Origin of the sequence: Bradyrhizobium guangdongense (assembly GCF_004114975.1) — a bacterium.
In the GTDB taxonomy this organism is placed as follows: Bacteria; Pseudomonadota; Alphaproteobacteria; order Rhizobiales; family Xanthobacteraceae; genus Bradyrhizobium; species Bradyrhizobium guangdongense.
Window position 1 is genome coordinate 861,420 of record NZ_CP030052.1, and the last position, 23,032, is coordinate 884,451.

A 23,032-nucleotide genomic window follows, 5' to 3' on the forward strand; every position below is an offset into this window, starting at 1 on the left:
CGTCGGCGCTCAATTTTGATAGAAGCGCAAGTCTTTGATATCCAGCGGGCAAAGCGAAACTAACATGGGTAGCAGCCTTTATGACTATGGCTTTCGTGTCAAGTGCATGACTTGATCGCGATGGCGCGTTCGACCAGATCGCGACCAGCCGATCGCAAAGCCAGCCAAAGCGAGCGCTCGAGATGAGATGGCCACAATCATCGACCTAATCAGGCCCACCCGACTCGCCAGATTTTCCGGAGAGCGGACTGGGGGCACAGTCTCAGCCTCCAAGCAACAGAGGACCCTGCCCAAAATATCCTGTCGGGGCGCCCCCTCGGAGAACATATTCCCATTACGGCCGCTCAAAACGAGACCTCGCTACCATTGCATCCAACGGCCAACCACCAATAATTTGCGCGTCGGCACAAGAACCGCGATGGGATGTCCTGACTACGGACCCCTCGGACGTTGATCGGATTGCAGTGCAGCAGACATCTGGCGAACTGTCTCGCTATCTATGGTGGATCGGATAAGTTGCTCTCTGGATGTTGCTGACGCAAACTGGGTTTATCTCGCGCCGCTCGCCTTTTTTGATCCGCCGTCACGTCCAGCAAAGCCTTCCGAATGACGAGACGATCCCGCGACTCCATCATATTGATGTCATGGGGCGACACCTATGATTCGCTCAAAGGCAATCGCGGCAGGAATTTTGGTTCGTCCCCGTACTTCCACGTGCCAAAGCGTGCGCGATATCTGCAGATCCTTCATTTTTATCGCCTTGAGCCGGCCAAGCTTGATCTGATCGCCAATGGTTGATGTTGAGACGATCGAGACACCAAGACCGCATGCGACAACTTGCTTGATCGCTTCCGTGCTGCCGATTTCGAGGGTTTTGCGCGGCCGCACGCCATGGTTCAACAGCGCCTGCGCGACGATCTCCCGTGAGCCGGAGCCTGGTTCCCGAACGATCAGGATTTCATCTTCGAGGGCCGCCGCATACACGTGATTTTCCGATAATGCGAAGGCGTGAGTCGGACCTGCTATCAGGCTCATCATGTCCGTCCGCCAGGCCGTACTGACGAGATCATCGTCTTCGACCGGTCCTTCCACGAGGGCGATCTCTATTTCATGCGCGCGCATCATTCCGGCAATATCCCGCGTGTTGGCGCTTACCAGATGCACATCGATGCTCGGATACCTGCGCCGGAAGCTGCCTATGTACTCAGCGATCATGTAGGTCGCGATCGTGGTGCTTGCCCCGATGTGAAGCGATCCGCTCGCGAGGTTGCGCAGCGACGACAGTTCCTCTTCGGCGGCCCGCTCGGCAGCGAACAGATTTTCTGCGTGCCTGAGAAGTGCCCGCCCCTCGCGGGTCGTACGTACTCCTTTCGATGTACGATCCAGCAAGCGACAGCCCACTTGCAGTTCGAAATCGCGTACTCCTTTCGAGACCGCGGGCTGGCTAACGCGCAAGATGTCCGCTGCTCGCGAAAAGCTTCCAGCCTCAGCGACGGTGGTAAAGAAGCGGAGGAAATGCAAATTCATTGGCATAACGCCTGCTTATCGGCCTAGATCAAAATTCTACTGTTATGAGCCCTTGGTTCTCGGGCATAGCCTTGTCGGCTGGCGAGGGACTCATGGCTCCATGCAAAGATCTTCCCAAATCGAGCAAGGTAGACGCGCCTGCCGGTCGTTTGGTTGCATTGCTTCCCGGCATCCTCTTATGCGTGCTCCTGACGCTGCTGTCGATTGGAATCCAGGAGGCCGAGGAGCACATCTTCCAACATCCCTATGTTGAAGCCTTGGTCATCGCCATCCTGCTCGGGATGATGATCCGCAGCGTCTCAACTACTTCCGAGCGCTGGAAGGTCGGAATCGCCTTCAGCGCGAAACAACTTCTCGAAGTGGCCGTGATGCTGCTCGGGGCCTCGATCAGCTTTGGGGCAATCCTGCCTTCCGGATTATTTCTGATTGCCGCGATCGTCGGAACGGTTGCGGTCACGCTTGCCGTGAGTTTCGGCCTCAGCCGCATGCTCGGCCTACCCACTAAGCTTTCGCTCCTGATCGCCTCCGGAAATTCCATTTGCGGCAATTCCGCGATCGCCGCGGTCGCCCCCGTTATAGGGGCAGATGGCGATGATATCGCGTCATCGATTTCCTTCACCGCGGTCCTTGGCGTGCTGATGGTGCTCGGGCTTCCACTGCTCATTCCACTCTTGGAGCTCTCGGCTACTCAGTACGGGATTCTCGCCGGCCTCACCGTGTACGCCGTTCCCCAGGTGCTTGCCGCGACCGTTCCGGCAGGAATCGTCAGCACTCAAATTGGCACCGTGGTGAAGCTCGTTCGGGTCCTCATGCTAGGGCCGTTGGTGGTCGGCTTGTCGCTTGTCGCACCACGCCTGCGTGGCGAAGTCGCGCCCGGCAAGCGCATTAACCTCATCAAATTGGTACCTTGGTTCATCATCGGCTTCTTGGTACTGGCCGGCCTTCGTTCGTTGCAGATCATACCCAGCAGCGTTGCCGCCCCCGTTGCGAAGCTCGCCAGCGTGCTAACCGTAGTCTCCATGTCCGCACTCGGGCTGGGTGTCGATATCCGGGTGCTTTCGAAGGCCGGCGGGAAAGTCACGATTGCGGTGACCTTGTCTCTGATACTTCTGCTCGCGATGAGCCTCGGCCTGGTTCAACTCTTCAAGTGAGGGCACTCTCTGCTTAACTTCGGGTTGCCAGCTGCGGTGAACATCGGGTTCACCGAAAGGATGTTGCAGGATGTGGTCGTATCACTTAATACTACCCCATACAAGTCAGCTTGTTGAGGATCGATGGGGACCTCCGCGGGTACTGTACAGGCACTACTTCCGCCTTGCATCGTTAAGTCGGCGCAATGAAGGCCGTACCTAAGCAGTTCGAGCCAGAGGCTGCTGGCGCGCTTAACGGCGTCCGTGTCGTGGACCTTTCGCGTCTGGTCGCCGGGAATATGCTCACCCTGCAGCTCGCCGACTTCGGAGCCGAAGTCATCAAGATTGAGGACATCGTCTCGGGCGACCCTCTGCGCGCTTGGCGGGTCAACGATGTCAGCATCCATTGGAAGACCTACGCCCGGAACAAGAAGAGTGTCGCGCTAGACCTTCGCGACGAGAGAGGTCGGACGATCCTATCGGATCTGCTCGCGACGGCGGACGTGCTGGTCGAGAACTTCAGACCCGGAGGTCTGGAAAAGCTGGGTTTGTTGCCCGAGGTCCTTCGAGCACAGAATGCAGGACTGATCATCGTGAGAATCTCGGGATGGGGGCAGACCGGTCCCTATCGGGACAGGCCCGGCTTCGGCACTCTGGTCGAAGGCATGTCAGGCTTCGCTTCCCGCAACGGATTCCCTGATCGACCTCCGCTGCTGCCACCCGCCACGCTCGCCGATATGGTCGCGGGCATTTACGGATTTGGGGCAACCATGGTTGCGCTCAGGCATCGAGAAGTGAGCGGGGGTAACGGCCAGGTTATCGACTTGCCCTTGTTAGATCCGCTTTTTTCCCTCCTCGGTCCCGAAGCCGGAATCTATCAACTAACACAGCAGGTACGCCCGCGGACCGGCAGTCGATCGCTTACCGGAGCGCCGCGCAACACATTCCGTACCAGCGACTCTCGCTGGATCGCAATCTCCGCCTCGATGCAAGTTGTGGCCGAGAGGTTGTTCCGGACTATCGGTCGCCCTGACATGATCGTGGATCCCCGATTTTTGACGAACTCTGATCGCATCAAAAACGCCGATGCTTGCGAGGAGCCTATCGCGGAATTCATTGCCGCGCGGACGCTTGAAGATAACATGAGTATATTCGAGCGGGCAGACGTAACTGCTGCACCAATCTACGACATCGATCAATTCTTGGATGACCCCCATGTTCAAGCTCGCGAAATCGTCGTTGGGTTACCGGACTCCGAACTCGGAACGGTTTTAATGCACAACGTGGTCCCGAGGCTCGAAACTACGCCCGGAAGGATTCGGATGCCCGCTCCGGATCTCGGTCAACACACGTTTGCGATTCTGCGCTCCCTCGGCATCACGCAGGCCCGGTTGGAAGAACTGCGCGAGGCTGGCGTCATCGTGCAGGCTAAGCCATCATCCCAATGACCCGTAGGCGACCGGAAGACACCAGTGTACCGATCTCTGCTTTATGTCCCCGCCTCATCTGAGCGCTTCATTGCAAAGTCGGCGCTTTGTGGCGCCGATGCCATAATCCTGGATCTTGAAGACAGCGTCGCGCCCGCACAGAAGGAGGGGGCACGCAATAGGCTTGCGTCGTCGATAAAACGATGCGCTGCCGCAGGAGCTGACATTTGGGTGCGTATTAATCGACCTCTGTCGGCTGCCGTCCGAGATATCGAGGCTTCGGTGCTCGGTGGTGCCAAGGGCATTCTGATTACAAAAGTCGAGGGCGCCGAGCACGTGCGGTTGCTTCTAGAGGTTGCTGAGCGAACCGAACGGGATCATGACCGTCGCGAGCCACTCCAAGCGATCGCAGTCATCGAGTCCGTCAAGATTTTGGCCAAAGCGGACGACATCGCACGCGCCCACGAGCGGGTGATAGGCCTGATGGGCGGTAGTGAGGACTTAGCGCTATCGATGGGAGCTAATCCCACTCATGAGGCACTTAAGATACCCAAGATGCTGGTTCACATGGCCGCTGCCGGAGCCGGAAAATACTCGTTCGGATTGTTCGGCTCCGTTGCGGACTACAAGGATGTCCGACTAATGCGCGAGCTAGCGGAGGAGGCATTCGGTCACGGAGTTACGGGTGCGACCTGTGTCCATCCTTCAGTGGTACCGATCCTAAACAATGCCTTTGCACCGTCCGACGCTGATGTCGCAAGGGCGCAATTGATCATCGAGACCGCCCGTCAGCAAACCGAACGTGGCGTCGGCGCCTATTCGCTGGAAGGCAGGATGGTCGACGAGCCCGTCGTCGAACGTGCCCGGCAACTCTTGGAGCGGGCGCGGCGCCACCGGCGTGCCGACGCAAGCTGATCAGAGCGTTAGAGTGTCGGCCTGCGGTAATCTGGGCTATTGATTCACAGCGCTCTATGAGCGGCCAGCAAACGTCTGGCGTTCGCGCTTCATCGCCTTGTCGACTTCCGCCGACAGAAGAGCCGTAACCTCGTCTTCGTATCGCCGGACCTGCGGGTCCCTTAAGTCCCGAGGGTGGGGTAGCTTGATCGCCACGTCCGCAATTATTCGCGAGGGCCGTGAGCTCAGAATAAGCACTCGATCGGCAAGCTGAACGGCCTCTGATACACTATGAGTTATCATCACGATAGTTCGATTGGCCTCGACCCAGAGGTTTTGTAGATCCTGGATCATGTAGTTCTTTGTTTGCACGTCGAGTGCGCCGAACGGCTCATCGAGTAGCAGCACCTCCGGATCGTAACTAAGTGCCCGAGCGATGGCGACGCGCTGTTTCATGCCGCCCGACAGAGACGATGGATAGGCATTCTCGAACCCCGAAAGGCCTGTCAGACGAAGCCACTTCCTCGCCCGCTCCTCAGCTTCCTGCCGTGGCACACCTTTGATGTCCAGGCCCAGCGTCGCATTACGCAACACCGTAAGCCAGGGGAACAGCACGAACTCCTGAAAGACCACGCCACGGTCGGGTCCTGGCCCCACCACGAGTTCGTTGTTGATTAGCAGTTCCCCCTGGCTTGCCTTCTCGAATCCAGCGATCAGGTACAGAAACGTCGACTTGCCGCAACCGCTTGGACCGATGATAGCCACGAATTCCCGTTCGTTGATCGTGCAAGAAATGTCCTCCATCGCCAGCACGTTTCCGAAATACTTCTGGACATTCTTGGCGACAATCTTGGGCTTGGTACCGGCACCGTCGCGCAGCGGGAGTATTTTTGCCGTTTCAACGCTCATTGAGTACTCCCCATTTCTCGATGGTAGCAGCTTCGATCTTGCCAACCAGAACGTTCTCAAGAAGATAGCCGAGCGCCGCAATCATCATCACGCCACCATAGATGACGCCAATGTTCATGTATTCGGAGGCGTCATAGATCATGAAACCCAGGCCATAGCTGCTGGCGGCCAGCATCTCGGCGGCGATCAGAGCGCGCCAGGCGTAACCTGTACCGAGCCGTGTGCCGGTGATCAGGCAAGGAAAAATGCCGGGAATAATGACGCGCCAAAATACCTGCCGTCGGCTCGCGCCCATCGACCAAGCCACCCAAAGCATTTTGACGTTCAGCATTTCGATGCCGCTCGCGACGATGTATATCATTTCGAAAACCGCTGCGAGAAATACGACTAGGATGGTCGTGCGGTTATCGATACCCATGACCAACAGCAGGACGGGGGTCCATGCTAGCGTCGGCACAGGCATCAAGATGCTAATGATTGGCTGAAACACCAGCCGCGCCCGCTGACTCATGCCAAGTCCAACCCCGAGCAGGGTACCTATGATTACCGCAAGTGATAATCCCGAGAGCAAGCGCAGCATGCTGTCTGCCACGTGCCACAGAATTGCATATGGCGGGTTTCCGTTTGGGCCGGATTGCACCCAAAGCTTGTTGAGGATCGCGGACGGCGCCGGAAACAAGAAGCCGTTTATCAACCCTAACCGCGAGCACACCTCCCAAGCCACCAGCGGCACCAGGATCAGCGCGATACGAGCCATCGGTATCGCGAGACCGGACGAGGCTGGGGACCGAGTATATCGCTGCAGACGGATGCCGGATGTGTCCACGCTCATCGATGGCTACCCACTTTTCCGTTACCGTGCCAGCGGTGAATGGTAAGTGCTTCGAGCGAGCCAAACACGCCACGTTCGATAAGGAGACCGATCAGGGCCAGGCATACGATGCCGACGAACATCGTGGATACGTCCATATAGGAACGCGCCGCGAATATCATGAATCCGAGGCCATGGGTCAACGCAGCTAGCATTTCGGCCGCGACCAGCGTGCGCCACGAATGCGCCATTCCAAGCTTCAGCCCCGAGATCAGCGCCGGCAGCGCACCGGGTAACAGCACACGCCGAAAGATATCAAACCGGCTTGCGCCCATGCTGCGCACGACCCACAAGGAGTGTCGGCCGATTGCGCGCACGCCCTGGATAGTACTGTACAGAATCGGAAAGAAGGCACCGAGGAAACAGACAGCAATGATCGTGATATCGCCTTGACCGAAAATGACCAGGAAGATCGGAGCCCAGGCAACTGCCGGTAGCGGCAGTAACAGGCTCAGGAGTGGGGAAGCAATCAGATAGGCCGTCCTGTTGAGGCCCAGGAAGAGGCCCATTGGGATGGCCAGCACGCATGCCAGAGCGAACGAACTCAGCGCACGCCACAAACTAACGACAATATGCGTCAGCAATATGCTCTTGGCGGGATCGGCTGGATCAAGCAGCACCCACGCGCGCCGCGCGATATTTGATGGCGAAGGCAGGATCGTCGCATTGATCCAGCCGAGACGTACCGTTGTCTCCCATATTAACAGGAAGACGATGATTGGCAGCGCGAACAAGAATGCCGATGCCGCCCCGCGGTACAAGATGCTACGCAGCCTCTGCTCGTCGGCAACACCCGCGAACGGCGCCGACGGCGTCGCGTTAGACATGATGGAGCCCTTAGTTGGTAGATGACGCGAGTTTCGCCGCTTCCTCATAGAATTGATTGCGCACGAGGCTCTTGAAGTCCGGAATGTTGGGAATCTTTCCGGCCGCCTTCATAGACTCGGCAACCGGCATGAGCTCGTCGGTCATCGCGTCGGTCAGCTTTGGATCGACGTTGATCCGCGTCAAGGCAAGCTCCAGCGCCTTTGGATCGATGTCCACGCCCTGCTTGCTGATATCGGCTGCAACCTTGCTGGCGGCATCGTCCGGTTGCGTCTTCATGTACGTGCCGGCATCGATCAACGTGGCAAGATATCGCGCCACGGCCTCGGGATGCTCATCAGCAAACTTGCGGCGCACCAGCACAAGGTTCGGCGATTCACTTACGCCCTTCATCGACTGAATACGCTTTACCACGCCCATCGTCTCGCCAATCGCAACATGCGGCTCCCATGCCACTGCAGCGTCGACAACACCTTGCTGCACGGCGGCTCGCAGGTCCTCAACCTTCATATTGACGATCTGGAAGTCGCCTTCCTTCATCCCGTTCTTGTCTAAAAAGACACGGAAAGTGCTGAAAGAGCCGGATCCGGCAACCGCGCCGATCTTCCTTCCTTTGAGTTCAGCCACCGCTTTGACAGATGAATGGTTCGCGACAATTACGCCGTAGCGATCGCCCCCATACTGATCGGCGGCAATAATGTAGAACAGATTGGGCTGCATCGCAGCCATAGTGATTAGTCGACCTGAGCCTCCGTTGCCGATATCGATTTGCCCGGCGACAAACGCCTTGAGTATTTCGCTTCCAGAGCTATAGCTCCCGATGTCAACCTTAAGGTTGTACTTTGCGCCCCAATCCTTGGTGCGATAAACGTCGTCGGTTGGAACGGCTTGCAGACCTATCTTTATTGTCAGCGCATCTTTGGACGTGGCGTGCGCTGGAATCAGCATCACGCAGGATGCCACAACAAATGCTACACGACGCAACTTGTTTTGGATTGAGCGAGCCATTTTTGTGCCTCCCTGTCGGCAGTTTATGATGCAGTTTGTTCTGCAACTTATTGATCAGGCCGCTGAACGGCTCTTGCTTGCAGCGACTGCCGCAGCAGCGCTCTCACCTGCGATCTTCCCGAATACAGCGCCTGAAGTGAGCCCCGTGCCACCTGGATAGTTATGATAGAACAGCCCCCCGACCAGCTCTCCAGCTGCGAACAAGCCGGGAATCGGAAGGCCGGCTGTATCCTGCACCTGACCGCTCTGGTCAATCTTGAGTCCACCGAATGTGAAGGTGACACCGCACGTGACGGCATAAGCCTCGAATGGTCCTGTATCAATCGTGTTGGCCCAATGGGACTTGCGCGGCGAACTCTCCGCGGAGCGGCCATCTTTCGCATTCGGGTTGAAGGGAACGTCCTGCCGCACCGATGCGTTAAATTCAGCGACGGTCTTGAGAAAGGCGTTGCGATCAACGCCTTCGAGTTGGTCGGCGAGACCCTCCAGGGTATCCGACGTAATCTTGGTGATTTGCCGGATCCTGTATTCGTCGCGCAAAAGGTGATGCACCTTAGCATCGAATACCTGCCAAGCGAACTGGCCGGGTTGCGCTAGGATTTCGCGACCATACTTGGCATAGGTATAATTGCGAAAATCGGCTCCCTCATCAAGGAAGCGTTGGCCTCGGGAATTGACCATGATGCCGAATGGGTAGCTGTGCTTCTGGTAGGCATCCCCTACTGCGAGATCGCCGAACGCCGGAGCATTTTGGTCCCAGCCGACGGCATGTGCTCCGGACCAATGTCCACATGGCATTGCACCAATCGCAAGCGCCATTTGGATTCCAGCGCCGGTATTGAAGCGTGTGCCACGAACTTTCGCCAGGTCCCAGTTTGGTCCGAGATACCGCGCGCGCATTTCCGTATTAGACTCGAAGCCTCCGCACGCCAGGATGACAGCATTTGAATGCAGATCGCGCTCCTTGCCTTGATGCCGGACGCGAACTCCAACGACCCCGCTATTGTCATTGATCAAACTGACCGCGGCAGTTTCGTAAAGAAACTGGATACCCTTCCCTTCCGCGGACTCTAGCAGCATGTCCACGAGACCGGGACCACCACCCCACACTTCCACACTGAGCCCACCCCAGAATTGGAACCGTCCGTTCACTTTGTAGGCTTGCCGCCCATGACTAGTTTGAAACCTAACGCCTTGCTCTCGCATCCACCGAAGCGTCGGCAAGCTGCGCTTGACTAAAATCTCGCATAAGTCAGGATCGGTCCTGAATTGCGTCACGCGAAACATGTCATCGAAAAATTGGTCCTCGGTGTAAGTGCCGAAATCAGTATTGGCTAACGTATCGGGATTGATGTCCGGCACTACGCTTAGCACGTCCTCCACACCATTGAAGACGTATCGCATGGCGCCCGCCGTATAGGTCGAGTTCCCTCCCCGCTCGTCCCGAGGCGCCGCCTCAAGCATGAGGACAGTCGCGCCATTATTGCTGGCGGATATGGCCGCACAAGCGGCAGCATTTCCTGCCCCTACCACGATGACGTCAGCGTCGAATTCACGAGGCATAATACGAGTTCTTTCCTGGCGGGGTCTTGGGCTCGCAGATTCCGCCTTCCCTGCTTCCTGGAATATGGTAGTAGCATGAGATACTATCCTTCAACAGATGTCAACTGCTGCAATTGTTGAGGAAACCCTGATGAAGGTCTTAGTGCCGGTAAAGCGGGTGGTCGATTACAATGTCAAGGTCCGCGTCAAGGGCGATGGATCGGGCGTTGAACTCGCCAACGTCAAGATGTCGATGAACCCCTTCGACGAAATCGCGGTTGAGGAAGCGCTGCGCCTGAAGGAAGCCGGCAAGGCGGCCGAAGTCGTGGTGGTCTCCATTGGACCGGCGCAGGCGTCGGAGACGATCCGCACCGGTCTTGCCATGGGCGCCGATCGCGGCATCCTGGTGAAGGCCGAAGGCACCGTCGAGCCGCTCGCCGTCGCCAAGATCCTCAAGAAGGTTGCAGAAGAAGAGCAGCCCGGCCTGATCATTCTCGGCAAGCAGGCGATCGACGACGACAGCAATCAGACCGGCCAGATGCTGGCTGCGCTGCTGGGCTGGTCGCAGGCGACGTTTGCCTCGAAGCTCGAGGTCGAAGGCTCCGACTTCAAGGTCACCCGTGAAGTCGACGGCGGCCTGCAGACCGTCAAGCTCAAGGGACCGGCGATCGTCACCACCGATCTGCGTCTCAACGAGCCGCGCTATGCCTCGCTGCCCAACATCATGAAGGCCAAGAAGAAGCCGATCGCGGAGAAGACCGTTGCCGATTACGGTGTCGACGTCACTGCGCGCCTCGAAGTTTTGAAGACGGCTGAGCCCGCGGGCCGCAAGGCCGGCGTCAAGGTGAAGGACGTCGCCGAGCTGGTGTCGAAGCTCAAGAACGAAGCCGGGGTGCTCTGATGACTGCGTTGTTGATTGCTGAACACGAACAGGAGGTCCTCAAGGACTCCACCAACAAGGCGCTGACCGCGGCGTCCCAGCTCGGCGGCGACGTCCACGTGCTGGTCGCTGGCGGCGGGCAGGGCACCAAGGCTGCGGCCGAGGTCGCCGCGAAGCTCGCTGGTGTTGCCAAGGTGCTGGTCGCCGAAGGCGAGGCCTACGCGCACGATCTGGCCGAGCCGCTGGCCGCGCTGATCGTTTCGCTGGCCCCGTCCTACGATGCGATCGTCGCGCCCGCGACCTCGCGCTTCAAGAACGTGATGCCGCGCGTCGCGGCGCTGCTCGACGTCATGCAGGTCTCGGAGATCACCAAGGTGGTCGCGCCCGACACCTATGAGCGTCCGATCTATGCCGGCAACGCCATCCAGACGGTGAAGTCGAAGGACGCCAAGAAGGTCATCACGGTCCGCACCTCGACCTTTGCGGCGGCAGCTGCCGGTGGCAACGCGCCGGTCGAAAGCGTCGCTGCCGCGGCCGATCCCGGCCTGTCGACCTTTGTCGGTGAGGAAGTTGCCAAGAGCGACCGTCCCGAGCTGACCTCGGCCAAGATCATCGTCTCTGGTGGCCGGGCCATGCAGAGCCGCGAGAACTTCGCCAAATACATCGAGCCGCTCGCCGACAAGCTGGGCGCCGGCGTCGGTGCCTCGCGTGCGGCGGTGGACGCCGGCTATGCGCCGAACGACTGGCAGGTCGGCCAGACCGGCAAGGTCGTGGCCCCCGAGCTCTATGTCGCCGTCGGCATTTCCGGTGCGATCCAGCATCTGGCCGGCATGAAGGACTCCAAGGTGATCGTCGCGATCAACAAGGACGAGGACGCGCCGATCTTCCAGGTGGCCGATTACGGCCTGGTCGCCGACCTCTACCAGGCGGTTCCGGAGCTGACCGACGCGCTCTCATAACCCCGCTCCACAAGCTTGGTGAGGCGACCGAGAAACGCCTGCAAGTTAAAGTCTGCTGGTGTCTCAGAACAGCCAAACGCCATCCGCGACCACCTCAAAGGCCTCTCGCTCCTGCGCAGGCCACTGTTATATCGACGGCGCCTAGCACTACTTTGGCAGATTGTTGATTTTGCCGCGTTTTATAGGATTGAACGAAGCCGCTGGCGCGGCATGTAGGGAGGCATAGCAAGGATTGCCTCCTGTCTGAGAGGATTGCGGGTTTTCGAAGCCCAACCCTTCAGACAGGAGGTTTTCCGATGGCTGAGATCAGCCCACTTCGCCGCCGCATGATCGAGGACATGACGGTCCGCAATCTGTCACCGGCGACGCAGCAATCCTACCTCAACGCCGTAGCGAAGTTGAGCCGGTATTTCGGTCGCTCTCCCGACCGCCTTGACCTGGAGGATATCCGTGCCTTCCAGGTTCATCTGGTGGCGACGGGGATGTCCTGGCCGGCGCTGAACCAGATCGTGTGCGCGCTGCGGTTCTTCTACGGTGTGACGCTTGGTCATGACACCGTTCCGGAGCGCATCGCCTATGCGCGCCAACCGCGCAAACTTCCGGTCGTGCTGAGCGCCGACGAGGTCGTGCGCTTCCTGGAAGCAGTCCCGAGCCTGAAGAGCCGTACCGCGCTGACCACGGTCTATGCCGCCGGACTACGCGTATCGGAACTGGTCCTCTTGAAGGTTGTCGACATCGACAGCCAACGGATGCTGATCCGGGTCGAGCACGGGAAGGGCGGCAAGGACCGTTACGTTATGCTCTCGCCGCAGCTTTTGAGGATTCTGCGGACGTATTGGCGGCTCACTCGGCCAAAGCGATGGTTGTTTCCCGGCCGCGACGACGAGCGTCCGCTCGTCCCGAACGTGCTGCACGCCGCCTGCCGTTCAGCTTGTGCGGCGGCCGGCTTGAGCAAGTCGGTGACGGTGCACACGTTGCGGCACACATTCGCGACCCATCTCCTGGAGAGCGGGGCCGACGTGCGCATCATCCAGGTGCTGCTCGGCCATGCCAGCCTGGCCAGCACGGCGCGCTATACCCAGGTCGCCACCAAGACCATCAGCAATACGCCAAGTCCGCTGGACCGGCTCCACCTGGAGGTCGTGCCGCCCGGCTGAGCGGGCGCCATGGCTCCGGTTCTGGAAGTGGCGGATATCTTCCGCCGCCACGGCGAAGTGTTTCGACAAGCCCGTGCCGAGCATCTGGGCCGCGTCGAGCGGCGCGTCATGGGCGCGATCACGGCATGCCGGACGGCTGTGCTCGGCGGCCACGTCGAGCAGTGCGATGACTGCGGCGCCACACGCATTGCCTACAACTCCTGCCGCAATCGGCATTGCCCGAAGTGCCAGGGCGCGGCGCGCGCGCAATGGCTCGCCGAACGGCAAGCTGAACTCCTTCCCGTACCGTATTTCCACGTCGTCTTCACCATGCCGGCCCTCGCCGGAGGGATCGCCTTCCAGAACAAGGCCGTCGTCTATGCCATCCTGTTCCGCTGCGCAGCCGAAACGCTCACCACCATCGCAGCCGACCCCAAGCATCTCGGCGCTCAGCTCGGCGTGACTGCCGTCCTCCATACCTGGGGCCAGACCCTGCAACACCATCCGCATATCCACTGCGTCGTGCCGGGCGGTGGACCCTCGCTCGACGGCACACGCTGGGTCGCTTGCCGGCCCGGCTTCTTCCTGCCAGTGCGCGTCCTCTCCCGGCTGTTCCGCCGCCTGTTTCTGCAAGAGCTGCAAGCTGCCTACGCGGCTGGCCAGCTGAGCTTCTTTGGCGCTCTCGCCCATCTCACCGATCCCGCTGCATTCGCCGCGCGCCTTAATCAACTTCGACGGACCGACTGGGTCGTCTATGCCAAGCCACCATTTGGCGGGCCCGAACAGGTGCTGGCTTATCTCGGCCGCTATACGCACCGCGTCGCCATCGCCAACAGTCGGCTGATCTCGCTTGCCGACGGCAAGGTGAGCTTTCCCTGGAAGGACTATCGGCAGAATCGTAAAGCCAAAGTGATGACGCTTGATGCCGATGAGTTCATTCGGCGCTTTCTGCTACACACCCTGCCGGACGGCTTCCATCGCATCCGCCACTATGGCTTCCTCGCCAATGGCGGACGCAACGATAAAATCGCTCTCTGCCGTCAACTCCTTGCTGTCCGCAACGCGCCGACTGATCAAGAAGCCGGCGACGATCCCCTCACCACATGTCAGATCCCCGTCTGCCCGCATTGCGGCGGCACCATGCGCCGCGTCGATGTCGTCCCGCGAGCCCGTGCCCACGACCATCCGTTTCGTTGTGATACGTCATGACCAGCGCCTGCACCATCCACCTCTTCTGTGATCACCTTCGCGGTGGCAACGTCCGAAGTCGCCGTGGCCGCACTCGTCTCCGAACACCCGGCCAATCGTTCGGCCACGCATCCCAGCGCAGCAAATCGCTCGCTGGATCGCGCCCTTGGCCCGATCAATCCGGCCGCTCACATCCGATGAACGTCTCGCCGACGCCCGGCGACCACAGGCGCGCCTTCCCCGCAGCCGCACCCGCTGCACTATTCCCATAGCGCCCACAACTCCGCAGCTTCGTTCAATCCGGCTTCTATGAGGTCGCACCCACGACCGAGCGCGCGGCTCGCGCCTGCCACGCGACCTCACAGAACCCTCAAGATTCCCGAATCAATTTTTCAATGATTCATGGGTGGTCGGCTCTTGGAGGGCTGACCATGCCAGGATGGGAAGACGAACTCGAACGCTGGTTGATGCCGTTCTTGGACCGGCTGGGTCATAAGACCCGGCAGCGGATGTGTCCTCTGTATGTTGCGGGATTGATCGGTCCCGGCGATCGTAAGAGCGTTCAGCCGATGGCGGAACGCCTTGCCACCAGCACCTACGACCAGTTGCACCATTTCATTGCGGACGGTGTCTGGGACGCGACGCCGCTGGGGACAGAGTTGCTCAACCAGGCGGATCGACTTGTCGGCGGCAGGGCTGCGGTGCTGGTTATTGATGACACCTCACTTCCCAAGAAGGGTGAGCGCTCGGTCGGTGTTGGGGCTCAATACGCCTCGGCACTCGGTAAAACGGCAAATTGCCAGACACTGGTGTCTTTGACGCTTGCGAGCGGCGAAGTGCCCGTGATGGTCGCGTTACGTCTCTTTCTGCCTGACAGTTGGACAAGCGACGTATCTCGTTTGAAGCGCGCTCGCGTGCCAGTCGAACATCGAACGCCACGGTCCAAGCCGGAGATTGCTTTGGCCGAGATTGACCGCGCGATAGCAGCCAACGTGCGCTTTGGATATGTGCTGGCGGTGCAGGATACGGTCTCAGCGTACCGTTTCGACTAGGGCTAACAGAGCGCGGGCTGGTCTGGGCTGTCGGAATCCCTCGGCACCTGAAAGTGTACCCGGTCGATGTGAAGCTCATTTGGCCGATTACCAAAGCCCGCGGGAAACCACGAAAGCACCACGTGCCTGATATCTTGTCGATTGGCGCAGAACAAATGCTGGCCAGCGCCAAATGGAAAGCCGTGAGCTGGCGCAGCGGGACCAAAGGTCGGCTGACAGCCCGCTTTGCTGCTCTCCGTGTCCGCACCGCCGACGGCCCTCCTCAGCGGATTTGGGATAAGGGTCAGCAGCATCTCCCGGGCGACGAAGCTTGGCTCATTGGCGAGCAACGTGCCTCAGGGGATCGGAGGAGGTTCACATTCCCGGGACTTGAGGACGTCGCAAAAGCTCGACGTCGCGCTAGTCCTTATCCTCGTCGCGTTTCCTGCGACGGATCTGGGATCAGCTTGAGGCGTATCGCCTTGATGATACCCTGGACGCGGGTCCTCGTAGCAAGCTTTCGCAGGGCGTTCTTATGATAATTGACCGTATTCTCGCTGATCTTCAGTTCCCTCCCAATTGCCCAAGACGATCTCCCTTCTGCCGCGAACTGCAGGCATTGTTTTTCGCGCTCGGATAGCTTTATTGACGTATCGTGGCTCATGTTTGAGGCGCTCCGTATCAAGATCAGATCGCAATGCCGAGACAGCAAGCCCCATGCCAATGGGGGGTTGAGAAAATCAGGCGGGAGGAAATGATTGAGAAAGGGCGGACGATCGATTTGCGTCCCCTTAGCGGTCGAAGCATTACGACATAGGTCGGAAGCTCAACGTCCCCTTTGCAGCATCGGCTACAATGATCGATATCGATCAAGAAGAGCGCGGCCTAGAACGGGACCGTTTTGCTCTCTTCTTCTGCGGCGACAGCGCGGTGTGTAACTGAACAGTGTCCGCTGCGTTCACGAGGATATGAAAGCTCCCTACCACGATACGTGCTGGAAGATGCGTCGCACCATCATGAGCAAGTCGCGAACTCGGATCGTCTCGAGGCTGACCAGAGCTAAGACTGCTGAGTCGATTAGGATTACCGGTTGCCGAATGGATGCGCCTTTTTGACTTTCTGCCACCCAGATCCACCATCCTGTCATCCGCCGCGATCGGCTCGCGGCGGAAATACGCCATGCTTGGGTCATAGGGCATATGGTGCAGCTGCATAAGGCCGGATGCTTATAGTAGGGGTAGACGTTCGCGCCCGTGGTCCACAGCACGATCCTGGCGTCGACCCGGTCCGCAAGCTCACAAACCTGCCAAAGCGCGATTGCGCCGCCTCCTGGTCCGGCTTAAGTTGCGGAAGCCGTGGAAATACCAGGAAGATTTGCTCTATTGGCTTGGCCCTGGACTTGCAATTCAGAGAAGTAGCAGGATTCTCCACCGTCTTGAGCTCGAGGTTGATGAAGGTGTCGGTTCGACGTTCGGCGAGCTCCCGTCGTGAAGTTCGACCTCGACAGCAGCGCCGCTTAGTTGGTGTAGGAAGGTCAGTGGGTTTCCTTCATCGCGTTGGCATAGACGCCGCTGAATGTCCTCCGGCGTTATGGCATGAAAGGCGCGACGTTCTCCTCACGAACTCCGAATCCGAGTAGTCGTGGATTGCCTAAAATCGCTGGTGCAGCTTTGAGTCCGGCTCGGACAGGTTGGTGCGGTCCTCGGCAAGCGCAGGTCCTTCCTTTCCGTGTAACCGGACAGGCAGACGTCGGCGATCAGTGCGGTCAGGATCTGTAAGGGTGCTTGCGCAGCCAGCGAAGCGACAGGAGCGTTGAGCAAGCGGGCGATCCTGCTTCTGGCTCTGCTCGCATCATTATCAATGCGGAAGGGGGTTGCCGAAACCTCGAAGGTGTCTAGTGCATGCGCCCTATTGCATTGTCGTATATCCTGGCAAAGAAACCGAACCGCTTCGGCCATGGGAGGGCCGCGGGCTATCGGCCAAAGTGCGGTACCGCTGACCTCGCCCTGTCCCTTGACGGCAGCGTGAGTAAGCGCCAGCACAATGCATATGCTCCCATCGGCATTCCCATTGTTAAAACGGAAAGCAACTTCGGTTGGTCATGTGAAGCGTACGATACAATTTTTGCTGAGCTAACTCAGAGCGCAGCTGGCTTCTAAGAGCGTCTTGCGCCATTCGTCGCAGATCAAAGCATGATCGAGATCTCACATGATATCAAACGCTGGTTGCTGGTCCTGGTTTCCAAATTGCTTTACATCTCCCGCCATGTCGACGAGTTCAGAATGTTGCGCTTCAAATCTCGCAGATCAAGCGCGTCTCATTGCGACGAGAAGCCAAAAAGCCGGAAGGTCTAGTGGCTCTGCACAGTGATTTTGACGTGTTGCGCGTCCGGCGGTCAGATTAGCTCCGGCAGGCTCTTGGGATCAACGAGGACCTCGATGCTGCGGGGTATCCTTGGCTGCCGTCTGATTAGGCCAGCTCGTTCCAGAGTCAGCACCATCTGGTGAACCGAAGGCGGGCTGACGCGAAAATACTCTTGCATGTCGGTTTCCGCCGGGGCCCTGCGGTGCAGCCGCGTATAGAGGTGGATGAAGGCAAGGTATTGCCCCTGTTTGGGCGTGAAGGTTTTTGCCGAAGGACTCACGCCGGCCATCCGATTCAGTTGTACGTGCGTGCCTCGATCAAGGAAACTCAGCCAAGTCGAGCGCACCGAACTCAAGACCCTGCTCAGCGGCGGCAAGCATGCGTCCCGCAAGCTCAAGCGAGCGCAGATTTTGCTGGCTGCCGATGCCGGGGTCGGCGACGAGGAGATCGCCAGAAGTGTCGGCGTGGGCGGCTCGACCGTGTACCGGACTAAGCGACGCTTCGTGGAACGCAATCTGGAGCGGGCGCTGAGCGAAGAGCCGCGTCCCGGGGCGGAGCGCAAACTCACGGGCAAGGAAGAAGCCTTGCTGGTGGCCACCGCCTGTGCCGGTCCGCCGGAGGGCCGTGCCCGCTGGACGCTCAAGCTGCTGGCAGGTGCGCTGGTCAAGCTCACCGAGCACAAGAGCCTGTCGCACGAGACGGTTCGGCGGCGCCTGGTCGAAAATGACCTCAAACCCTGGCGCAAGGACATGTGGTGCATTCCGCAGATCGATGGCGAATACGTCGCCCGCATGGAGGACGTGCTGGATCTTTACGCCAAGCCGTCCAATCCCGAGCGGCCGGTGGTGTGCTTCGATGAAAGCCCGGTGCAGCTCATCGGCGAGGCGCGCTAGCCAATCCCGGCCGAGCCCGGGCGGCTCAAACGTTACGATTACGAGTATCGTCGCAACGGTACGGTCAGTCTCTTCGTCCTGCTTGACGTGCATCGTCCCTGGCGCAAGGTCAAAGTCACCGAGCGGCGCGCGGCAGAAGACTACGCCCAATGCATGCGCGAGCTCGTCGACATCCATTATCCGACGCCGAGACCATCCGGGTCGTCCAGGACAATCTATCGACTCATTCTGCCGGCGCCCTCTATCAGGCGTTCCCGCCTGCCGAAGCCCGACGGATCTTGCGGCGGCTCGAGTTCCACTACACCCCCAAACGCGCAAGCTGGCTCAACATGGTCGAGATCGAGATCGGCGTCTTGCGGGGACAGTGCCTCGATCGCAGGATCGATGACCCCAAGCGGCTGCGCCGCGAAATCGCCATTTGGGAACGCCAGAGGAATGCCGCACGCTCCCGCATCAAATGGATGTTCACGACAGACAGGGCCCGCGCCAAAATGGGCCGCGCCTATCCCGACACTTCCAAAGAGTCATAATAATTGTGCAGAGACACTAGTACGGCCAGCACACTATCTGGCAAACGGGGACGAACTCGCAAAAGTTCCGCAGCTGACCGCCACCCATTGCGCGCGCAGTCAAACCGGCTGGCCGCCGCAGATTCCGAGTGCGTACGTCAGATCGTGGACGGCATGCTGCGAGAGGCCAAACCCGACAATAACACGATCTACAGCCTGGCTGGCAAGGAGATAACCACAGCGCGATCTGCCGAGCTGGCGACTAAGCCTAACGCATTCAAGCGTGGAGCACGGAATGGCGGCGACGATAGAGCACGTCGCCACCTTCATGCGCCGAGGACTCGGCCCTACGTTGCAAACAACGTCAATTTCCTGCGCGCCGCATTTGCCGTCGCTGAACTTTGTTCGCAGTGATGCTGTGACTTAAGCGTATCACTCGGCGAGAATGGAATAATTGACAGCGCGACCTATCCCGCGACGCAAACCCTCCAGTCTCAGGGCCTGCCCGGGCGCGATATTGGCAAGATTGACATCCGGGCCGAAATCCTGCAGCAGGCCGACATGTTGTTTTGGGTAGCGGTACGGATCAGCCTCAATCAAAATTCGTTCGAACCAAGGCGCGGCCGCCAGCGCCTTGAGCAGATCGGGCGCGCTTTTTGCAGCCATGTCTATCTCGGACTGCTCCACGATAATATGGTCGACGCCTCGATTGGTTAACGAAGTGACGAGACCTTCAAGTTCTTCCATCCGCATCGGCTGCTCGGGGTTCTTACGCCCAAATTCGTAGATAACCGAAAGCCCAAGGCGCTGAAAGCGCTCGATGAACGAAAGACGCTCGTTGTCGTTCAGCGTGATGTAATTTTCCGAAATCTCCAGAGAAGTGAAGCCGATCGAACACAGATGACTACTGAAGCGATCGATTTCGTTGCGCTGATAAGCATATTCGAACAGAATGCCGCCTGAATAGCAGTTCACTCCCGAGTCGCGGTACAGTTTGACGATCCGCTGCACGACCGGTTTTGGCAAAAGCAGTGCGTTCATCGCATAGATCTTGGCGAAGTCGATATACTCGGCCGCGCAATCAAGCAGATCGGCCACGCCTCGCTCTCCCGTCCAACCGAAGCCGTCCGGACCGTAGTCGATAACCGCTGTCATCCCTCGCTTGCGGGGTTTCCCCTGGCGCGCGGGGGGAACAAAGCCATCGTCGTGCGATTGCATCTCACTCATCAAGCTATCTTTCTGGCCAGAGCAGCGGCCAGCTCCTCAAACTTCCGTCGGCGAATATACACGGCCCCATCCATAATGATCCGTGCCGTACGCTCGATTTGCGCGCTCTCGATGATCGGGCCACTTGCTCCCTGAGCGATACTCGAGGCTACTCGCAGCACGCCGCTCGGATGGCCAAGTCGGACGTTCTGCAACGGCTTGCCGATGGCTGCCGCAACTACCGAGTTCGGGACCGAGCAGGCCACTGCGGTACACACCGCACCGGTGACGGCGAGCGCCTTGTGGGGGCGCTGCATGGCGAGCTGCCGAACGCAGATATCGATGTCCGATGCCGCGACCTCATGGCCACCAATAGCCGAATAGGACCTCGGCGGCGAGACCATTATTACACGCGGAATGTTTGGGCTTTTGGTGCGGGCCTCGGCTTGATCTGTCACCAGACCGAGTTTAACAGCCGCCCATCCCCTAACCTGCTCCAAGCGGGACATTAGCATTTCGTTGATGCGTAGCGCGTCCGGCGACTCGGTGCCGACTGCCCCGACATCGACCGCGTTGACAAAAACGAATGGTGTGGCCGCGTCGATCAGTGACACTTCAATGGTCTTGCCATCGATCGATATAGCTTCGCGAGCGCGCCCCGTGGGCAATAGCTTGCCTGATACGGCGCCGGCACAATTGCCGAAATCTAAACGGATCGGCGCCCCCGTATCGGGCACACCGGCGATTGCGCAGTCGCCGTCTGACAGCGGCTCACCATCGCGAACCGGAATGCGGGATACCACGACCTGCCGAGTATTGGTGTTATATATCCGCACAATCGTTTCTGGCTCGACCGCATCGATCAAACCGCGACGGATAGCGAACGGCCCGACCGCGGCAAGCATGTTACCGCAGTTGCCACCTGTCGAAACCGAAGGATTATCAATGCCGACTTGGTAGAATGTATACTCGATCTCGGCATCCGGGCGCGACGACAACTTCACGACGGCGGCCTTGCTGGTCAGTGGATCTGCGCCACCGATACCATCGATCTGGCGGTCGTCCGGCGATCCATACGCCGCGAGCAGGACGGCAGCCCGTTGGACTTCATCCTGCGGCAGATCGTCGTCCAGGAACACGCCCCCCCGACTGGATCCCCCGCGCATAAATGTGCAGCGGATCGGGATTTGATCTCCGCCGCCCGCATTCATTGCGGACGGCATGACCGGATCGACGTTTGCGTTATGCTGCTCGAAGCGACGGCCCATTATCCACCACGGCAGCTTGAGGAACGACATCGGCCTTGGGTTGCTTTTCGAGCGACATCATGAGGTCGCTGATTCGACGTGCTTGCTTCTCTTCGATCACCATAGTCGTCATCGCCAAGAACTTCGCTTCCAGCTCGTCGGAGGTGAGAGGATTGGACGGTTCACCCTTCGGCTCGAGGGAGCTGCGAGTCACGACTTTGCCGTTCTTCAGCGCGATGTCGATCTGAGCCTGACGTCCGCCCAGTCCATAGGCCGCCTCCTTCTGCAACTCGATCTTCCCCATGCCCTCGTGGACAGCCGCCTGCTTGTAGCCGTCCCAATATTCCTTCAGGCCATTCTTTCCGGAGGCCAACGCCAGCGCGATGCTAAATTGCGTGCTGCCCATCGCCGCATTGAGGTTGGTAACTTTTGGCTTTGACGCCTGACGAATCGCAAGCTCGCTCATATGAACGGTAACACGATCGACATTGTCGAGACGCACGCCGTCGAGCGCGAACGCATCCTGCGCGAGGTCGATCGGGCCGTGGGCATATCGGCACGCCGCATGTGGCTTGAATCCGACTTCCATGATCGCGAAATGCTTGCCGAGGTTGTCTTGCAAGTCGTCGAGGCGGACACTGTCCGTGAAGGCATTCAAGAAGCCCTCGCGCGACTCTAGCACTTTCTTAGGACCGCTGAAGCCGCGGCTCGCCATGATCGCCGCGAGAACGCCGTTAAAGGCGGACTTACCGGGGCTAAAGGGTTTTGCCATGCAAGGATCGTCGAGATATGACTGAATGCCCGCCGACTGCATGCAAGCCAATCCGATGGCCCAGGCGATCTGTTCAGCATTGCAGCCCAGAAGCTTCGCGCACATAGCAGCAGCACCGATGGCTGAAACGGTTCCAGTCGTGTGATAACCGCGCTGGCGGTGACCGGGATTGATCGCTTTCGCGATTCGGATTGCCACGTCATAGCCTGCAACAACCGCCGTGAGGACGTCTTTACCTGAAGCGCCCGACAGTTCCGAAATTGCAAAGGCTGCCGGAACGAGAACGGAACCGGCCTTTATCAATCCAGAGCCATGCGCGTCGTCCAGCTCGATTCCGTGCCCCATCATCGCATTAACGAGCGCAGCATTGGGCGTCGGCACTTTCATGCCATGGCCAATGATGGTGCTCTGCGGCGTGCCGGCCCACTCTTTGACAAGCTCGATGACTTTATTTGCTGGCTCGCTGATAGCGGATGCAGCAATTTCATTACCAACGCCATCGCGCAGGATCAGCTTCGCCTTGTTGCTGACGTCAGCGGGAATTTCCTCGAACTTGAGCAAAGCAACGTGCTCAGCGAAACGCATCGTTAGGCCGATGAGGGCCTCAGATTGCTGGGGGGTCGACACAGAGGTCATCGAAAGGCTCCACAAAGATGATGGTAGTAGTGCATAATACTATCATTTGGCGATGTGTCAACGCTATCGGGTCTGAGC

The 23,032-nt window shown here is 59.0% G+C and carries 17 protein-coding genes and 2 pseudogenes; 9 read left to right on the forward strand and 10 right to left on the reverse strand.

Going from position 1 to position 23,032, the window contains the following annotated elements:
- Positions 1-642: 642 nt before the first annotated feature.
- A complete protein-coding gene (locus X265_RS39740) occupies positions 643-1,527 on the reverse strand; it encodes a LysR family transcriptional regulator (protein WP_232995588.1) in 885 nt (294 codons plus the stop codon).
- Between the two features lie 92 nt (positions 1,528-1,619).
- Here X265_RS39740 and X265_RS39745 point away from each other — a divergent pair, with 92 nt between their 5' ends.
- The 3 genes from X265_RS39745 to X265_RS39755 all read left to right on the forward strand — a co-directional run bounded on the left by X265_RS39745 (position 1,620) and on the right by X265_RS39755 (position 4,999).
- Positions 1,620-2,678 (forward strand): YeiH family protein, encoded by a 1,059-nt coding sequence (locus tag X265_RS39745; RefSeq protein WP_128929685.1) that lies wholly within the window; start codon positions 1,620-1,622, stop codon positions 2,676-2,678.
- Positions 2,679-2,863: 185 nt separating this feature from the next.
- Positions 2,864-4,105: a CaiB/BaiF CoA transferase family protein gene (locus X265_RS39750; protein WP_128929686.1), complete on the forward strand. Its 1,242-nt coding sequence runs from the start codon at positions 2,864-2,866 to the stop codon at positions 4,103-4,105.
- A gap of 24 nt (positions 4,106-4,129) precedes the next feature.
- Positions 4,130-4,999, forward strand: a complete 870-nt coding sequence (locus tag X265_RS39755; RefSeq protein WP_128929687.1) for an HpcH/HpaI aldolase/citrate lyase family protein — start codon at positions 4,130-4,132, stop codon at positions 4,997-4,999.
- Between the two features lie 54 nt (positions 5,000-5,053).
- Here the strand turns inward: X265_RS39755 and X265_RS39760 are convergent, their stop codons facing one another.
- From X265_RS39760 to tcuA, 5 genes are all read right to left on the reverse strand, one after another.
- Entirely contained in the window at positions 5,054-5,887 is an 834-nt protein-coding gene (locus X265_RS39760) for an ABC transporter ATP-binding protein (RefSeq protein WP_128929688.1), read from the reverse strand.
- Positions 5,877-6,644: an ABC transporter permease gene (locus tag X265_RS39765; protein ID WP_128929689.1), complete on the reverse strand. Its 768-nt coding sequence runs from the start codon at positions 6,642-6,644 to the stop codon at positions 5,877-5,879. The genes X265_RS39760 and X265_RS39765 overlap by 11 nt, the downstream gene beginning before the upstream one ends.
- A gap of 71 nt (positions 6,645-6,715) precedes the next feature.
- The gene (locus X265_RS39770) at positions 6,716-7,585 is read right to left on the reverse strand and encodes an ABC transporter permease (protein WP_128955089.1); all 870 of its coding nucleotides are present in this window, start codon (positions 7,583-7,585) and stop codon (positions 6,716-6,718) included.
- A gap of 10 nt (positions 7,586-7,595) precedes the next feature.
- Positions 7,596-8,591 (reverse strand): ABC transporter substrate-binding protein, encoded by a 996-nt coding sequence (locus X265_RS39775; RefSeq protein WP_206733163.1) that lies wholly within the window; start codon positions 8,589-8,591, stop codon positions 7,596-7,598.
- A 54-nt stretch (positions 8,592-8,645) separates the two neighbouring features.
- Positions 8,646-10,154 (reverse strand): FAD-dependent tricarballylate dehydrogenase TcuA, encoded by a 1,509-nt coding sequence (gene tcuA / locus X265_RS39780; RefSeq protein WP_128929691.1) that lies wholly within the window; start codon positions 10,152-10,154, stop codon positions 8,646-8,648.
- A 130-nt stretch (positions 10,155-10,284) separates the two neighbouring features.
- Between tcuA and X265_RS39785 the strand changes: the two genes are divergently transcribed.
- From X265_RS39785 to X265_RS39805, 5 genes and pseudogenes are all read left to right on the forward strand, one after another.
- Complete coding sequence (locus tag X265_RS39785; protein WP_128929692.1) at positions 10,285-11,034, forward strand: electron transfer flavoprotein subunit beta/FixA family protein; 750 nt, start codon at positions 10,285-10,287, stop codon at positions 11,032-11,034.
- On the forward strand, positions 11,034-11,972 hold the full coding sequence (locus X265_RS39790; RefSeq protein WP_128955090.1) for an electron transfer flavoprotein subunit alpha/FixB family protein: 939 nt from the start codon (positions 11,034-11,036) through the stop codon (positions 11,970-11,972). Before X265_RS39785 ends, X265_RS39790 begins: the two co-directional genes overlap by 1 nt.
- Positions 11,973-12,268: 296 nt before the next feature.
- Positions 12,269-13,129, forward strand: a complete 861-nt coding sequence (locus X265_RS39795; RefSeq protein WP_128929693.1) for a tyrosine-type recombinase/integrase — start codon at positions 12,269-12,271, stop codon at positions 13,127-13,129.
- 9 nt (positions 13,130-13,138) lie between these two features.
- Positions 13,139-14,317 carry an IS91 family transposase gene (locus tag X265_RS39800; RefSeq protein WP_128955091.1) on the forward strand — a complete coding sequence of 393 codons (1,179 nt, stop codon included), beginning with the start codon at positions 13,139-13,141 and terminating at the stop codon, positions 14,315-14,317.
- A 488-nt stretch (positions 14,318-14,805) separates the two neighbouring features.
- Positions 14,806-15,866: pseudogene (locus X265_RS39805) on the forward strand (IS701 family transposase).
- Here X265_RS39805 and X265_RS39810 read toward each other — a convergent pair.
- Entirely contained in the window at positions 15,755-15,991 is a 237-nt protein-coding gene (locus X265_RS39810) for a response regulator transcription factor (protein WP_128929695.1), read from the reverse strand. The pseudogene X265_RS39805 and the gene X265_RS39810 overlap by 112 nt on opposite strands.
- A gap of 2,008 nt (positions 15,992-17,999) precedes the next feature.
- On the opposite strand from X265_RS39810, the pseudogene X265_RS39820 reads away from it, so the two are divergent.
- A pseudogene (locus X265_RS39820) lies at positions 18,000-19,114 on the forward strand (IS630 family transposase).
- Between the two features lie 411 nt (positions 19,115-19,525).
- Here X265_RS39820 and X265_RS39825 read toward each other — a convergent pair.
- Genes X265_RS39825 through X265_RS39835 form a run of 3 tightly spaced genes read right to left on the reverse strand, consistent with a single transcriptional unit; the run spans position 19,526 to position 22,954 of the window.
- A complete protein-coding gene (locus tag X265_RS39825) occupies positions 19,526-20,320 on the reverse strand; it encodes a phosphosulfolactate synthase (protein WP_206733162.1) in 795 nt (264 codons plus the stop codon).
- Positions 20,320-21,597, reverse strand: coding sequence for a 2-methylaconitate cis-trans isomerase PrpF family protein (locus X265_RS39830; RefSeq protein WP_206733161.1), 1,278 nt, complete (start codon positions 21,595-21,597; stop codon positions 20,320-20,322). The genes X265_RS39825 and X265_RS39830 overlap by 1 nt, the downstream gene beginning before the upstream one ends.
- Positions 21,542-22,954 carry an MmgE/PrpD family protein gene (locus tag X265_RS39835; RefSeq protein ID WP_128929697.1) on the reverse strand — a complete coding sequence of 471 codons (1,413 nt, stop codon included), beginning with the start codon at positions 22,952-22,954 and terminating at the stop codon, positions 21,542-21,544. The genes X265_RS39830 and X265_RS39835 overlap by 56 nt, the downstream gene beginning before the upstream one ends.
- Between the last annotated feature and the right edge of the window lie 78 nt (positions 22,955-23,032).